14 protein-coding genes are annotated in these 13953 nt (G+C 59.9%); 6 read left to right on the top strand and 8 right to left on the bottom strand.

Annotated elements, in window-relative coordinates; all coding sequences use genetic code 11:
• The first annotated feature begins 13 nt into the window (after positions 1 to 13).
• From AC1ROI_RS21385 to AC1ROI_RS21365, 5 genes are all read left to right on the top strand, one after another.
• Positions 14 to 928 (top strand): ABC transporter permease subunit, encoded by a 915-nt coding sequence (locus AC1ROI_RS21385; RefSeq protein WP_010464150.1) that lies wholly within the window; start codon positions 14 to 16, stop codon positions 926 to 928.
• A 3-nt stretch (positions 929 to 931) separates the two neighbouring features.
• Complete coding sequence (gene livM, locus AC1ROI_RS21380; RefSeq protein WP_010464149.1) at positions 932 to 2215, top strand: high-affinity branched-chain amino acid ABC transporter permease LivM; 1284 nt, start codon at positions 932 to 934, stop codon at positions 2213 to 2215.
• A complete protein-coding gene (locus AC1ROI_RS21375; protein WP_010464147.1) occupies positions 2212 to 3087 on the top strand; it encodes an ABC transporter ATP-binding protein in 876 nt (291 codons plus the stop codon). Before livM ends, AC1ROI_RS21375 begins: the two co-directional genes overlap by 4 nt.
• Entirely contained in the window at positions 3084 to 3800 is a 717-nt protein-coding gene (locus tag AC1ROI_RS21370) for an ABC transporter ATP-binding protein (RefSeq protein WP_083375170.1), read from the top strand. Before AC1ROI_RS21375 ends, AC1ROI_RS21370 begins: the two co-directional genes overlap by 4 nt.
• A gap of 841 nt (positions 3801 to 4641) precedes the next feature.
• On the top strand, positions 4642 to 5409 hold the full coding sequence (locus AC1ROI_RS21365; protein WP_010464142.1) for an SDR family oxidoreductase: 768 nt from the start codon (positions 4642 to 4644) through the stop codon (positions 5407 to 5409).
• Between the two features lie 133 nt (positions 5410 to 5542).
• Here AC1ROI_RS21365 and AC1ROI_RS21360 read toward each other — a convergent pair whose 3' ends face one another.
• The 7 genes from AC1ROI_RS21360 to AC1ROI_RS21330 form a co-directional block, all read right to left on the bottom strand.
• Positions 5543 to 6670 carry an AGE family epimerase/isomerase gene (locus AC1ROI_RS21360; protein WP_010464140.1) on the bottom strand — a complete coding sequence of 376 codons (1128 nt, stop codon included), beginning with the start codon at positions 6668 to 6670 and terminating at the stop codon, positions 5543 to 5545.
• Between the two features lie 165 nt (positions 6671 to 6835).
• Positions 6836 to 7408, bottom strand: a complete 573-nt coding sequence (locus AC1ROI_RS21355) for a HupE/UreJ family protein (RefSeq protein ID WP_077748937.1) — start codon at positions 7406 to 7408, stop codon at positions 6836 to 6838.
• A gap of 29 nt (positions 7409 to 7437) precedes the next feature.
• Positions 7438 to 8052 (bottom strand): urease accessory protein UreG, encoded by a 615-nt coding sequence (gene ureG / locus AC1ROI_RS21350; RefSeq protein ID WP_010464137.1) that lies wholly within the window; start codon positions 8050 to 8052, stop codon positions 7438 to 7440.
• Positions 8053 to 8075: 23 nt separating this feature from the next.
• Positions 8076 to 8750 (bottom strand): urease accessory protein UreF, encoded by a 675-nt coding sequence (locus tag AC1ROI_RS21345; protein ID WP_083375168.1) that lies wholly within the window; start codon positions 8748 to 8750, stop codon positions 8076 to 8078.
• The gene (gene ureE, locus AC1ROI_RS21340) at positions 8747 to 9247 is read right to left on the bottom strand and encodes an urease accessory protein UreE (RefSeq protein WP_010464135.1); all 501 of its coding nucleotides are present in this window, start codon (positions 9245 to 9247) and stop codon (positions 8747 to 8749) included. Before ureE ends, AC1ROI_RS21345 begins: the two co-directional genes overlap by 4 nt.
• A gap of 268 nt (positions 9248 to 9515) precedes the next feature.
• Positions 9516 to 10148 carry a TetR family transcriptional regulator gene (locus AC1ROI_RS21335; protein ID WP_010464134.1) on the bottom strand — a complete coding sequence of 211 codons (633 nt, stop codon included), beginning with the start codon at positions 10146 to 10148 and terminating at the stop codon, positions 9516 to 9518.
• Between the two features lie 174 nt (positions 10149 to 10322).
• Complete coding sequence (locus AC1ROI_RS21330) at positions 10323 to 10820, bottom strand: hypothetical protein (RefSeq protein WP_077748940.1); 498 nt, start codon at positions 10818 to 10820, stop codon at positions 10323 to 10325.
• 386 nt (positions 10821 to 11206) lie between these two features.
• On the opposite strand from AC1ROI_RS21330, the gene AC1ROI_RS21325 reads away from it, so the two are divergent.
• On the top strand, positions 11207 to 13282 hold the full coding sequence (locus tag AC1ROI_RS21325; protein WP_083375167.1) for an AsmA family protein: 2076 nt from the start codon (positions 11207 to 11209) through the stop codon (positions 13280 to 13282).
• Positions 13283 to 13384: 102 nt separating this feature from the next.
• Here the strand turns inward: AC1ROI_RS21325 and AC1ROI_RS21320 are convergent, their stop codons facing one another.
• Positions 13385 to 13915 (bottom strand): ferritin-like domain-containing protein, encoded by a 531-nt coding sequence (locus AC1ROI_RS21320; protein WP_010464129.1) that lies wholly within the window; start codon positions 13913 to 13915, stop codon positions 13385 to 13387.
• Positions 13916 to 13953: the final 38 nt, after the last annotated feature.

Below are 13953 nucleotides of genomic sequence, written 5' to 3'. Positions count from 1 at the left end.
GTGAGATTGCGTTATGGATGGTATTTTCCTGCAGCAACTGGTCAACGGCCTGACCCTCGGGTCGGTCTATGGCCTGATCGCCATCGGCTACACAATGGTCTATGGCATCATTGGCATGATCAACTTCGCCCACGGCGAGGTTTACATGATTTCCGCTTACCTCGCGGCAATCAGTCTGGCTCTGCTGGCGTACTTCGGTATTGAATCCTTCCCGCTGTTGATGCTCGGCACCTTGATCTTCACCATCGTGGTCACGGCGGTGTATGGCTGGGTCATCGAGCGCGTCGCCTACAAGCCCCTGCGCAACTCCACCCGACTGGCACCGCTGATCAGCGCCATCGGGATTTCGCTGATCCTGCAAAACTATGCCCAGATCGCCCAAGGTGCCAAGCAACAGGGCGTTCCGACCTTGTTGACGGGGGCCTGGCGCGTCGAAATCGGCACCGGCTTCGTGCAGTTGACCTACACCAAGGTGTTTATCCTGATTGCCGCATTCGCCGGCATGGCCCTGCTGACCTACATCATCAAGTACACCAAGCTCGGCCGCATGTGCCGCGCCACCCAGCAAGACCGCAAGATGGCCTCGATCCTGGGGATCAACACCGACCGCGTGATTTCCTACGTGTTCATCATCGGTGCAGCGATGGCGGCCCTGGCCGGCGTGCTGATCACCATGAACTACGGCACGTTCGACTTCTATGCCGGCTTCATCATCGGCATCAAGGCGTTCACGGCTGCGGTACTTGGCGGCATCGGCTCGCTGCCTGGTGCGATGCTTGGCGGGATCATTCTCGGGATCTCCGAGTCGCTGTTCTCAGGTTTGGTCAACTCGGACTACAAAGACGTTTTCAGCTTCTCGCTGCTCGTTCTCGTTCTGGTCTTTCGGCCCCAAGGCCTGCTCGGCCGTCCTCTTGTGTCGAAGGTGTAAGCGATGTCTTCAACCACTAAAAAAACCATTGATCTCAAAAGAAGCCTGGTTGACGCGATTCTTGCCGGCCTTGTCGCCCTGATTGTGTTCGGCCCGATTGTCGGCGTGGTCCTCGACGGCTACGGCTTCAATCTGGAAACGACCCGGGTGGCCTGGATTGTCGCCATCGTCATGGCTGGCCGGTTTGCCCTGAGCCTGTTCCTGCAAACGCCCAAGGGTCTGAAAATCCTTGAAGGCTTTGAAAGCACTGGTTCCGGGGTTCATGTACTGCCGCCTGATTACAAATCCCGCCTGCGCTGGATCATCCCGCTGGTGATCCTCGTTGCCGTGGTGTTCCCGTTCTTCTCCAACTCCTACCTGCTGGGCGTGGTCATTCTCGGGCTGATCTACGTATTGCTCGGCCTGGGCCTGAACATCGTGGTCGGCCTGGCCGGCCTGCTCGATCTGGGTTACGTGGCGTTCTACGCCATCGGTGCCTACGGCCTGGCGCTGGGTTATCAATACCTCGGTCTGGGTTTCTGGACGGTGCTGCCGCTGGCGGCTATCACCGCGGGCCTTGCCGGTTGCATCCTCGGGTTCCCGGTGCTGCGATTGCACGGTGACTACCTGGCGATCGTGACCCTGGGATTCGGTGAAATCATTCGCCTGATCCTCAACAACTGGTTGTCCCTGACCGGCGGCCCGAATGGCATGGCGGCTCCATTGCCAACCTTCTTCGGTCTCGAGTTCGGCAAGCGCGCGAAGGAGGGGGGCGTCCCGTTCCATGAGTTCTTCGGCATCGCCTATAACCCGGACGTGAAGTATTACTTCATCTATGCGGTGTTGTTCCTGGTGGTGCTGGCCGTGCTGTACATCAAGCATCGTCTGGTCAAGATGCCGGTCGGCCGCGCTTGGGAAGCCTTGCGTGAAGACGAAATCGCCTGCCGCTCCATGGGCCTGAACCACGTACTGGTCAAGCTTTCGGCGTTCACCATCGGTGCCTCGACGGCCGGCCTGGCCGGGGTGTTCTTCGCCACGTATCAAGGCTTCGTCAACCCGACCTCGTTCACCTTTTTCGAATCGGCTCTGATCCTCGCCATCGTGGTCCTCGGCGGTATGGGCTCGACCATCGGCGTGGTGATTGCAGCCTTCGTGCTGACCGTTGCCCCGGAACTGCTGCGCGGCTTTGCGGAATATCGCGTGCTGCTGTTCGGCGTGTTGATGGTGTTGATGATGATCTGGCGACCGCGCGGCCTGATTCGGATCAGCCGTACCGGTGTGACCCCGCGTAAAGGAGTAGCGCCATGAGCGAAGTCGTACTCTCGGTCGAGAAGCTGATGATGCACTTCGGCGGCATCAAGGCGTTGAGCGATGTCAGCCTCAAGGTGCATCGCAACTCGATCTTTGCCCTGATCGGCCCCAACGGCGCCGGCAAGACCACCGTGTTCAACTGCCTGACCGGTTTCTACAAGGCCTCCGGTGGCAGGATCGAACTCAATACCCGCGGCGAACGCACCGATGTCATCCAGCTGTTGGGCGAATCGTTCAAAGCCACGGATTTCGTTTCGCCGAAAAGCTTCATCACCCGGATGCGCTACAAAATGTTCGGCGGCACCCACCTGGTGAACCGTGCCGGGCTGGCGCGCACCTTCCAGAACATTCGCCTGTTCAAGGAAATGTCGGTACTTGAAAACCTGCTGGTAGCCCAGCACATGTGGGTCAACCGCAACATGTTGGCCGGCATCCTCAATACCAAGGGCTACCGCAAGGCCGAAAGCGACGCGCTGGACCACGCCTTCTACTGGCTGGAAGTCGTGGACCTGGTGGACTGCGCCAACCGTCTGGCCGGTGAACTGTCCTACGGCCAACAGCGCCGCCTGGAAATCGCCCGGGCCATGTGCACCCGGCCGCAGATCATCTGCCTCGACGAACCGGCGGCCGGCCTCAACCCTCAGGAAACCGAAGCGCTGAGCGCGATGATCCGTCTGCTGCGCGACGAGCACGATCTGACCGTGGTGCTGATCGAACACGACATGGGCATGGTAATGAGTATTTCCGACCACATCGTGGTGCTGGACCACGGCGTCGTCATCGCCGAGGGCGGACCTGAAGCGATTCGCAACGACCCGAAAGTGATTGCGGCCTATCTGGGCGCTGATGAAGAGGAAGTGGTGCTATGAGTCAACCCATCCTCGAACTCAAGGATCTGGATGTGTTTTACGGGCCGATCCAGGCTCTGAAAAAAGTCTCGCTGCATATCGAAGAAGGTGAAACCGTCAGTCTGATCGGCTCCAACGGCGCCGGTAAATCGACCTTGCTGATGTCGATCTTCGGCCAGCCGCGAGCGGCTAGCGGGCAGATCATTTATCAGGGCGTGGACATCACCCACAAGTCGTCGCACTACATCGCGTCCAACGGCATCGCACAGTCGCCTGAAGGCCGACGGGTGTTCCCCGACATGACCGTCGAGGAAAACCTGCTGATGGGCACCATCCCTATCGGTGACAAGTACGCTGCCGAGGACATGCAGCGCATGTTCGAGTTGTTTCCACGGCTTAAGGAGCGCCGTAACCAGCGGGCCATGACCATGTCCGGCGGTGAGCAACAGATGCTCGCCATCGCTCGTGCGTTGATGAGTCGGCCCAAGCTGCTGTTGCTTGATGAACCGAGCCTTGGACTGGCGCCGATCGTGGTGAAACAGATCTTCGCGACCCTGCGGGAACTGGCGAGTACCGGCATGACCATCTTCCTGGTCGAGCAGAACGCCAACCACGCGTTGAAGCTGTCGGACCGGGCATACGTGATGGTCAACGGCGAGATCCGCATCACGGGCACCGGCAAGGAGCTGCTGGTCAACGAGGAAGTGCGTAACGCCTATCTCGGCGGGCACTGACACGCTGCCGAAATATCCACAGCCCCGACGAGCAATCGCCGGGGCTTTTTTACACCTCGAATACACCACGAATCCCCCTGTGGGAGCGAGCCTGCTCGCGAAAGCGGAGTGCCAATCGACAGGTGTTCAATGGCCCACCGCTTTCGCAAACAGGCCCGCTCCTGCAAGGGCCAAGTGTGCTTTCCGGAAATTGTGGAAAACAATATTCACAAGCTCTCAAAGCGCGACATAAAGCCGCTGCAAATAGTTGTTTTGTCACGCTTTTGACTTGTCCCCGTTTACTGTGGAGCTGGCTGTGAATAACGTGGGAGTAGCTGTCTGAGAGCCTTTGAATCCGTGGCTTGTAGCGATGTGGTTGTTTTTTGATCAGGCGTTTTTGCTTGACCCGGAACAGGCTTTGTCAACCTTTTTGTTGGATGGCAAAGTGGCTGGAAATGCAATGGGCCAGCCTGTGGATAAGTCTGTGGTTAAACTCTGGAAAGACTCGGCTGAGGGCCGTAGTTACTGGCTTGGCGCCATCGTCGGTTTGCCCATCACATCGTGCAAAATGCCATGGGCTACACAGCTGGTACCCGAGGGTCAAGCAAAAAACTTTGTAATCTACCCGCAAAGCCTTGTGGATAGCGGCTTGCAGCTTTTCCACTTGCCCCCGGAAACTGTGGACCGGCCTGTGGATAAGGTGCGTGTACATGGCTGCAAGCCACGGTGCCTGTGGCTTTGGAAGGTCTGGTTGTTTTTTGTACAGTTTTTGCGGCGGTTGCCGCTGTGGGCAAGGCCGGGCATGCTGCCAGCTGATTTTCTATTCCAATGGCTGTCGATCAGCCGAAGCAAGGAGAACACGATGTCCAACACCCTGTTTATTACCGGCGCGACCTCTGGTTTTGGTGAAGCCTGTGCCCGTCGTTTTGCCGAGGCCGGCTGGAAACTGGTGCTGACAGGCCGTCGTGAAGAACGCCTCAATGCCCTGTGCGCCGAGTTGTCGAAGCAGACCGAGGTGCATGGCCTGGTGCTCGACGTGCGTGATCGCAAGGCCATGGAGGAGGCGATCGCCAACTTGCCGCCGTCCTTTGCCAAGCTGCGCGGGCTGATCAACAACGCCGGTCTGGCGCTGGGCGTTGACCCGGCACCGAAGTGCGATCTCGACGATTGGGACACCATGGTCGACACCAACATCAAAGGCCTGATGTACGCCACTCGCCTGCTGTTGCCACGCCTGATCGCCCACGGCCGCGGTGCCGGTATCGTCAACCTCGGCTCCGTCGCCGGCAACTATCCGTACCCGGGCAGCCATGTTTATGGTGGGACCAAAGCATTCGTTGGCCAGTTCTCGCTGAACCTGCGTTGCGACCTGCAAGGCACTGGCGTGCGTGTCAGCAATATCGAGCCGGGCCTATGCGAGAGCGAGTTCTCGCTGGTGCGTTTCGCCGGTGACCAGGAGCGCTACAACGCGACCTACGCCGGTGCCGAGCCGATCCAGCCGCAGGACATCGCCGATACCATTTTCTGGGTGCTTAATGCCCCGGCGCACATCAACATCAACAGCCTCGAATTGATGCCTGTGAGCCAGACGTGGGCCGGGTTTGCGATTGAGCGTAATGCCAAGGGTTAAGACCGCATAACGGCTTTCGCGGGCAAGCCGCGCTCCCACAAGACTTGTGTTGAATCGTGATTTCGCGAACGACAAAAAACCTGTGGGAGCGGCGGTGCGGCGATCCGAATTGCCCGCGATAGCTATCTGTCAGTCAGCCGAGATAATCGACCAGCCCTCGATAGCAAGTGGCCAAGTGATAAGGCGTGGTCGATGGCATGTCCTTGCGGCTGACTTCGCCCTGCTCGTCGCGACATTCATACCACCCCCTCGCATGCAAAAAGCGTTGCTGCAATGCCTGCAATTGGCGTTGCACCGAGCCTTCGCTATTTGGACGCAAGGTCAGCGCGCGCAGGTATTCAGCCTGGGCCCAGATGCGTTGAGTGGCATCCTTGGCAGAGCCATTCAGATCGAGCATCGCCGTCACCGCACCCGTTTGTGGATCAACACCCAGTTGTTCGGTGAGTACAAACGCGCGCTCCAGCGAAGCATGCAGTTTTGAGCCGTGCAGCAGTGGCGAAGACTCCAGCAGGAAATACCATTCGAACTGATGCCCCGGTTCAAACCAGTTATCCACAGCGCCCAGCGGTTTTTCCATCAGCACGCTGTGGTGCGGGTCAATAAAACGCTTCTGCATGGCTGTGCATAACTCGACCAGCGCGCGCTGTACGGCGATGTCTTCTCGCACCGACAAGGTCGCGAGGAAAGCTTCGGCCAGATGCATCAAGGGATTTTGCAGGGGGCCGGAGTCGAGCGAGGACCAGTCGCGGTCGAGGCTGGCTTCGTACAGGCCGTCGCCTGTGGCGAAGCGCTGCGCCAGCACTTCCAGTGTCGCGTTGAGGACCGATTCCACCAGCGGCTCGCGCACCTTGCCCCAGTAATGGGCGCAGGCGAACAGGATAAAGGCGTGGGTGTAGAGGTCTTTGCGCTGATCCAGTGGCGCACCTTGCGGGTCGATGCTGTAGAACCAGCCGCCGTGCTCGGCGTCGTGAAAATGCTGTTGCAAGGAACGGAACAGCGCCGCAGCGCGTTCCTCGGCGGCCGGCACCTGGCCGATCAGGCTGGAAAACAGATACAGCTGCCGCGCGCAGGCCATCGCCCGATAGCGTTGGGGCGGCAGCGGTTGATGCCCGGCGTCCAGCGCTTCATAAGGCAACGCCATGTCGGCATTCCAGCCGGGGCCTTGCCAGAGCGGCACGATCACGTCCTGGAAATGCTGTTGCACCGAGGCGAACAGAGCGGTCAATTCAGGCTGGGAGGCAGAGCGGGAAACAGGCGGCATTGGCTGGCGTCGTCACGGCAGGGTTGATTGCGCGACATGTTAGCAGGCCTGAGAGATGCGGTGTCTGTCAGGCCGTCTTCGCGAGCAGGCTCGCTCCCACAGGTGTACGCATTCCAATGTGGGAGCGAGCCTGCTCGCGAAGGGGCCATCACAGGCAATAAAAGATCAACCTGCGAGCAACCACGCACCAGTCGCCGCCGAAGCCGCACCGGCCAATCGAACCAACGGCGCCGCCGCTTGCGGCAACACGCGCACCACGGCATAACCCGCGGCATGCAACGCCGCCGTCGCCGCCACAAACCCTGCGGCATACGCCCAAGGGCTCGACATGTCCGGCAACTCCAGCCCATGGGCCACACCATGGAACAGCGCAAACAAAGCCGTCGCACCGACTGCCACGCTCAACGGCGGACGCACGGCCAGGGCCACGGCCAGGCCCAGCGCCAGCACCGACGCCGCAATGCCGCCTTCCAGCGCCGGCAGGTTCAATCCTTCAAAACCCAGCAGTCCGCCAATCAGCATGGTGCCCACGAAGGTGCACGGCAGCGCCCAGCGCGCGGCGCCTTTTTGCTGCGCCGCCCACAAACCCACCGCCACCATCGCCAGCAAGTGATCAAGGCCGCCAATCGGGTGGCTGATGCCGGCGATCAAACCGTTGTCGCCATGACCCGGGTGCGCGAAGGCGATGGCCGGGGTCAGCAGCAGGGCCAGGGTGCCCAGGATGCGTTTCAGTGTCATGGATAAGCTTCCTTGTTGATAAGTCGTGATCAGGCTGCGGTCAGCAGGCCTTGGCGTTCGATGAAGGCGATGATTGCTTCCAGGCCCAAGCCGGTTTTCTGATTGCTGAAGACAAACGGCTTGCCGTTGCGCATGCGCGTGGTGTCGCTGTCCATCAGTTCCAACGACGCGCCCACCAGCGGCGCGAGGTCGACCTTGTTGATCACCAGCAAGTCGGACTTGCAGATCCCCGGCCCGCCCTTGCGCGGCAGCTTGTCGCCCGCCGAGACGTCGATCACGTAAATGGTCAGGTCGGACAGTTCCGGGCTGAAGGTCGCCGACAGGTTATCGCCGCCGGACTCCACCAGAATCAGATCCAGCCCCGGAAAGCGGCGGTTCAGTTGATCCACCGCTTCGAGGTTGATCGAGGCGTCTTCGCGGATCGCCGTGTGCGGGCAGCCGCCGGTTTCCACGCCGATGATGCGCTCAGGGGCCAGGGCTTCGTTGCGCACCAGGAAATCGGCGTCTTCGCGGGTGTAGATGTCGTTGGTGACGACGGCCAGGTTGTAGCGGTCGCGCAGGGCCAGGCAGAGCGCCAGCGTAAGGGCGGTTTTACCGGAACCGACCGGTCCGCCGATGCCGACGCGCAGGGGTTGTGTGTTCATGTGATTCTCCAAGTAAAAAGGCCCTAGGAACGGAACAGACGGCTGTACTGGCGCTCATGGGCCATGCACGCCAGGGACAGGCCGAACGCGGCGCTGCCGTAGTGTTCGGGGTTGATTCGGGTGGCGTCCTGCTGGGCTTGTTGCAGCAGTGGCAGCAGTTCGCTGGTCAGGCGTTGCGCGGCTTGCTGGCCCAGGGGCAGGGTTTTCATCAGCACCGCCAATTGATTTTCCAGCCAGCTCCAGAGCCACGCCGCCAGCGCATCTTGCGGGCTGATCTGCCAGGCGCGAGCGGCAAGCGCCCAGCCGAGGGCCAAATGCGGCTCAGGGCGCTGCTGGAGAAAGGCGCGGGCCGGCGCATCGAGTTCCGGCAAGCCGTTGAGCAGTTGTTGCAATGAATAGCCCATCTGCCGGCTTTCCTGATGCAGCTCGCGGGTTTCCCGGCTGGCACGATGTTCTTCGCAGCGTTGCAGCAACTGGCCCCAGTTCTCATCAAAGGCAGCGGTGCAATGGGCGAGCAGCAGCGGCGCTTCGAAGCGTGCCAGGTTCAGCAACAACTGATCGCTGATCCAGCGTCGCGCGCTGTCTGCATCGTTCACCCGGCCGTTATCCACCGCCATCTCCAGGCCTTGCGAATAGCTGTAGCCGCCAATCGGCAATTGTGGACTGGCCAGGCGCAACAGCGCCCAGGCCGGGTTCATAACCGGACGCCGAACTGGTGCAATTTCGGCGGGTAGTTGAAGTCCTCGTCGCCGTGGCGGGAATGGTGATGGCCGCCCCCATAGGCGCCGTGTTCCGGCTGGAACGGTGCCTCGATGTTGTCGACGTTGGCCTCCAGCTGTTCGAGCATGGCCTTGAGTACGTAATCATCGAGCAGGCGCAACCATCCATCACCGACTTGCAGGGCGACGTGGCGATTGCCCAGGTGATAGGCCGCGCGAGTCAGTTCGAACGCGTTGGCGCACGTAACATGCAGCAATTGTTCGGGGCGGGCGCAGACGCGGACGATGCGCCCATCTTCGGCTTGCAGGCACTCACCGTCATACAGTGGCGGCTGACCGCGCTCCAAAAACAAACCGACGTCCTCGCCTTCGGCACTGAAACAGCGCAAACGGCTTTTGCTCCGGGCCTCGAAAGTCAGGTGCAACTCGGCGGCCCAGACGGGTTGAGGGTCGATTCTGCGATGAATCACCAGCATCGGAAGGCTTCCAGCAATGGACGATGTTCAGGCTAGAGCAAGGGGCTTGCCAATCGGGCGATACGTAGGAAATACCTGTCGGAGCGTAGTGGGTGGCTCAGGCTGTTGCGGGATTTTGAACTGGAATGGTGCGGGGATTTTTCGGTGGCACCAAATTGATGCCTTGACTGGTTTTGTGGACGTGAGCCTGCTCGCGATAGCGTCGGCACAATCAACATTTGATGTGGCTGACATTCCGCTATCGCGAGCAGGCTCGCTCCTACAGGGTTTATTCAGTGCTGCCGAGGCCTTGCCAATGCTTGAGGCCGATGAAGATGAAGCGCAGTTGTTGAGTGATTTTTGCCTGTGGCGTCAGGTGCTCAGGCAGCGCCTCGGCCGGTGGATCGATAATGTCCGGCAAGGTCGCGAACACACTTTTGACGATCAGGTCCGCCATGACGCTGAGGCCGGCGATGTCCAGATGCTGCAATTTCGGCATCAAGGACAGGTCGGCCGCGAGGTCCGAGCTGATGTCTTCCCGCAGGCGACCAATGGCCTGGCGCACGGGCAGCGATCCGCCGTACTGCTCCCGGGCCAGAAACAGGAACTGCGAGCGATTGGCCGAGACCACGTCGAGAAAGATCCGAACCGAAGCGTCAATGATGCCGCCCATGACGAACTCGTTATGGCGCACCAGGCGAATGGTCTCGCGAAAGGTCTGGCCGACTTCGCTCACCAGTACCAGGCCCAGTTCGTCCATATCGGCGAAATGCCGGTAGAAACCGGTGGGCACGATGCCGGCGGTTTTCGCCACTTCGCGCAGGCTCAGGCTGCCGAATCCTCGACCACATTCCATCAGGTGACGGGCAGCGTCCATCAGGGCGTTGCGGGTTTGTTGTTTCTGTTCGGCGCGGGGCAGCATCGCAAGGGTGTTTTTCTGGACAGGGACAGCGGCGCACTCTAGCAAATCGGCTTCGCTGGCGTCGAACGACTATCGGGGGATCAAGCGGGGATGTACAACTTCCAATGAGGCAAAACCCTATAAAGTCAAAAGCCCAATCCAGGGATTGGGCTTTTTTTCAGGGCCGCCATGGGCTCAGCTCACAGCGCTGTTGCGTTCGATGACACGGTCACCACCACCTTCGGCGAGTGTTTGGCCTGGGGTGCGATCGGAACCATCGGCAGCCAGTGTTTGGCCTGGAGTGCGGTCAGAACCATCGGCAGCCAGTGTTTGACCTGGGGTGCGGTCGGAACCATCGGCAGCCAGTGTTTGGCCTGGAGTGCGGTCGGAACCATCGGCAGCCAGTGTTTGACCTGGGGTGCGGTCGGAACCATCAGCGGCGAGAACCTGGCCTTGTGGCGTTTTGTCATAACCGTCTTCAGTGATCAGGCCTTTTTCTTTCAAGCGATCATTGCCACCTTCGGCAAGGGTCTGGCCTTGTGGAGTGCGGTCGGAACCATCGGCAGCGACGGTTTGGCTGAACACCGAGCGGCTGTCTTTGACTTGTGGAGTGGCCTGGTCAGCAGCAGGCAGAGCGAAAGCGGTGCTGGCCAGCATTGAGAGGGTAAGGCTAAGCAGTAATTGGCGTTTCATGATGGGTTGCTCCTTGGGAGGGCGATAAAGTGGGTACGAGGGCAATGCTACTCTCGATAAGTCGATATAAAAGTTCATAAACGCAATGGTAATAATCAACGGAATTGATTGTTCTGCCGAAGCGCTCTAGAACGGGTGTCTCCGGCGATCGCTTTTGCACTGGAGTGGGTATTTTCGACCCACTGATGCCGCACAAAAGTGCGGGGGCGGTAACGCTGGATTCGGGGGCAGTCTCTCCCCGGTCGATTATTTGAGGATTAATCGATGTTTCGGTTAAACCTGCGGGCCGTTTTTCAGTCGTAGATTCCATGGCAGGCCGGTTCTGGCCTGTCGTTTCACACGTGCGTCGCAGTCAGGGCGCTCAGTCGTATCAGGAGCCCTGTGCAATGACGCGCACTCGTAAAATTGTTACCTGGACCTTCGCCAGCCTGATTGTCTTGCTGGCGGTATTGGTTCTGATCATCGCGTTCTTCGATTGGAACCGGATCAAACCGCCCCTTAACGCCAAAGTTTCTGAAGAGCTGCATCGTCCGTTCGCCATTAATGGCAACCTCGCGGTGGTCTGGCAGCGCGAGCCCGACGAGGGCGGTTGGCGGGCTTGGGTGCCGTGGCCGCACGTGGTGGCCGAAGACCTGAGCCTGGGCAACCCGGACTGGTCGAAAAAACCACAGATGGTCACCCTCAAACGCGTCGAGCTGCGTATTTCACCCTTGGCATTGCTGGCGCAACGGGTGGTGATCCCGCGTATTGACCTGACCGAGCCGAATGCCGACCTTCAGCGCCTGGCCGATGGCCGTGCCAACTGGACGTTCCAGTTCGACCCCAAAGACCCGAACGCCGAGCCTTCGAGCTGGGTGGTGGACATCGGTGCCATCGGCTTCGACAAGGGCCACGTCACCCTCGACGACCAGAACCTCAAGACTCAGCTCGATGTGTTGATTGATCCGTTGGGCAAACCCATTCCATTCAGCGATATCGTCGGCGACAAAGCCGCAAAAACCGCGCAGGAGAAAGGCGCGGCTCCCCAGGATTACGCGTTCGCGCTGAAGGTCAAAGGCCAATACCACAATCAGAAACTCGCGGGCGAAGGCAAGATCGGCGGGTTGCTGGCATTGCAGGATGCGGCCAGGCCGTTCCCGCTCCAGGCGCAAGTGAAGATCGCCGATACCAGTGTCGAACTGGCCGGAACGCTGACCGATCCGCTGAACCTCGGCGCCCTGGACCTGCGCCTGAAACTGGCCGGTACCAGCCTGGGCAATCTCTATCCGCTGACCGGTGTGACGCTGCCGGATACGCCGCCCTACGAGACCGACGGGCATTTGATCGCCAAACTGCATGAGCCGGGTGGTGCGGTGTTCCGCTATGAAGCATTCAACGGCAAGATCGGCGAGAGCGACATCCACGGCAGCCTGGCCTATGTCGCCAGCCAGCCGCGGCCGAAACTCAGTGGTTCGCTTGTTTCCAATCAACTGCTGTTCGCCGACCTGGCCCCGTTGATCGGCGCTGATTCCAACGCCAAGCAAAAGGCCCGTGGCGGCGAAAGCAAGCAGCCGACGGATAAGGTGTTGCCGGTCGAGGAGTTCAAGACCGAGCGCTGGCGTGACATGGACGCCGACGTCGAATTCACCGGCAAGCGCATCATCCACAGCGAAAAATTGCCGTTCAATGACCTCTATACGCACCTGGTGCTGACCGACGGTGTTCTCAGTCTGGAGCCTCTGCGTTTCGGCGTGGCGGGCGGCAACCTGGATGCGCAGATTCGCCTCAATGGCCGCACCGAGCCGCTGGAAGGCCGGGCCAAACTGACCGCGCGCAAGTTCAAGCTCAAGCAGCTGTTCCCGACCTTTGAACCGATGAAAACCAGTTTCGGCGAACTCAACGGTGATGCCGACATCACCGGCCGTGGCAACTCGGTGGCCAAGCTGCTGGGCAGCGCCAATGGCAATCTGAAAATGCTGATCAACGATGGCGCCATCAGCCGCGAGTTGATGGAGCTGGCCGGGCTCAACGTCGGCAACTATGTGGTGGGCAAGATCTTTGGCGACAAGGAAGTGAAGATCAATTGCGCGGCGGCCGACTTCGATATCAAGACCGGTTTGGCCACCACCCGACTGTTCGTCTTCGATACCGAGAACGCGATCATCTATATCGACGGCACGGCGAACATGGCGACGGAGCAGTTGGACCTGACGATCACCCCGGAATCCAAAGGCTGGCGGTTGATTTCGTTGCGCTCGCCGCTATACGTGCGGGGCAAGTTCATCAAGCCGGATGCGGGCGTGAAGGCGGTGCCGCTGATTTTGCGTGGCGCCGGGATGGTTGCACTGGGCGTGATTGCAGCGCCAGCGGCGGGGCTGTTGGCGTTGGTGGCACCGAGTGGGGGTGAGCCGAATCAGTGTGCGCCATTGTTGGAACAGATGAAGGCGGGCAAGGCGCCGGTGACCGTTAAACCAACGAAATAATGGGGTGTCAGTGTGGCTGCCTTCGCGGGCAAGCCTCGCTCCTTCAGGAGAATACTAAACCTGTAGGCGCGAGGCTCGCCCGCGAAGGCGATCTGAAAGGCGCTAAAGATCTTTCAGAATGTCAGCCATGTCATCCGCATGCTCTTCTTCCTGAGCCAGGATGTCTTCAAAGATGCGCCGGGTCGTCGGGTCTTTTTCGCCGATGTACTGAATGATCTCGCGGTAGCTATCGATGGCAATCCGCTCGGCGACCAGGTCTTCGTAGACCATCTCTTTCAGTGAATTGCCCGCCACATATTGCGCGTGGGAGTTTTTCGACAGCAAGTCAGGGTTGAACTCCGGCTCACCGCCCAGTTGCACGATGCGCTCGGCCAGTCGGTCGGCGTGCTCGGCTTCCTGGGTTGCGTGCTCGAGGAATTCGTCGGCCGCGACGTTGGCTTTCAAGCCGCTGGCCATGAAGTAGTGGCGCTTGTAGCGCAACACGCAGACCAGTTCCGTGGCCAGCGACTCGTTCAGCAGGCGCAATACTTCTTCACGGTCAGCGCTGTAGCTTTCGGTCACCGCGCCGTTCTCGACGTTCTTGCGGGCCCGTTCGCGAAGGGTGGTTACGTCAGACAAATGCATGTCACTCATCTCGTTCTCCTGGAGGCTAATCCGGTTTGCGTCACCTT

The sequence above is a fragment of the Pseudomonas sp. GW823-FHT02C02 genome (assembly GCF_058797635.1).
The sequence above is the reverse complement of the archived record's forward strand: the minus strand, read 5'-3'. Positions and strand labels throughout refer to the sequence as shown.

What these genes read in the sequence shown, in the direction of transcription:
- AC1ROI_RS21370 (WP_083375170.1), top strand. Translation starts at nt 3,084, where the DNA reads ATGAGTCAACCCATCCTCGAACTCAAGGATCTGGATGTGTTTTACGGG.
- AC1ROI_RS21365 (WP_010464142.1), top strand. Translation starts at nt 4,642, where the DNA reads ATGTCCAACACCCTGTTTATTACCGGCGCGACCTCTGGTTTTGGTGAA.
- AC1ROI_RS21345 (WP_083375168.1), bottom strand. Translation starts at nt 8,750, where the DNA reads ATGAACCCGGCCTGGGCGCTGTTGCGCCTGGCCAGTCCACAATTGCCG.
- AC1ROI_RS21375 (WP_010464147.1), top strand. Translation starts at nt 2,212, where the DNA reads ATGAGCGAAGTCGTACTCTCGGTCGAGAAGCTGATGATGCACTTCGGC.
- ureE (WP_010464135.1), bottom strand. Translation starts at nt 9,247, where the DNA reads ATGCTGGTGATTCATCGCAGAATCGACCCTCAACCCGTCTGGGCCGCC.
- ureG (WP_010464137.1), bottom strand. Translation starts at nt 8,052, where the DNA reads ATGAACACACAACCCCTGCGCGTCGGCATCGGCGGACCGGTCGGTTCC.
- AC1ROI_RS21320 (WP_010464129.1), bottom strand. Translation starts at nt 13,915, where the DNA reads ATGAGTGACATGCATTTGTCTGACGTAACCACCCTTCGCGAACGGGCC.
- AC1ROI_RS21325 (WP_083375167.1), top strand. Translation starts at nt 11,207, where the DNA reads ATGACGCGCACTCGTAAAATTGTTACCTGGACCTTCGCCAGCCTGATT.
- AC1ROI_RS21360 (WP_010464140.1), bottom strand. Translation starts at nt 6,670, where the DNA reads ATGCCGCCTGTTTCCCGCTCTGCCTCCCAGCCTGAATTGACCGCTCTG.
- AC1ROI_RS21355 (WP_077748937.1), bottom strand. Translation starts at nt 7,408, where the DNA reads ATGACACTGAAACGCATCCTGGGCACCCTGGCCCTGCTGCTGACCCCG.
- AC1ROI_RS21335 (WP_010464134.1), bottom strand. Translation starts at nt 10,148, where the DNA reads ATGCTGCCCCGCGCCGAACAGAAACAACAAACCCGCAACGCCCTGATG.
- livM (WP_010464149.1), top strand. Translation starts at nt 932, where the DNA reads ATGTCTTCAACCACTAAAAAAACCATTGATCTCAAAAGAAGCCTGGTT.
- AC1ROI_RS21330 (WP_077748940.1), bottom strand. Translation starts at nt 10,820, where the DNA reads ATGAAACGCCAATTACTGCTTAGCCTTACCCTCTCAATGCTGGCCAGC.
- AC1ROI_RS21385 (WP_010464150.1), top strand. Translation starts at nt 14, where the DNA reads ATGGATGGTATTTTCCTGCAGCAACTGGTCAACGGCCTGACCCTCGGG.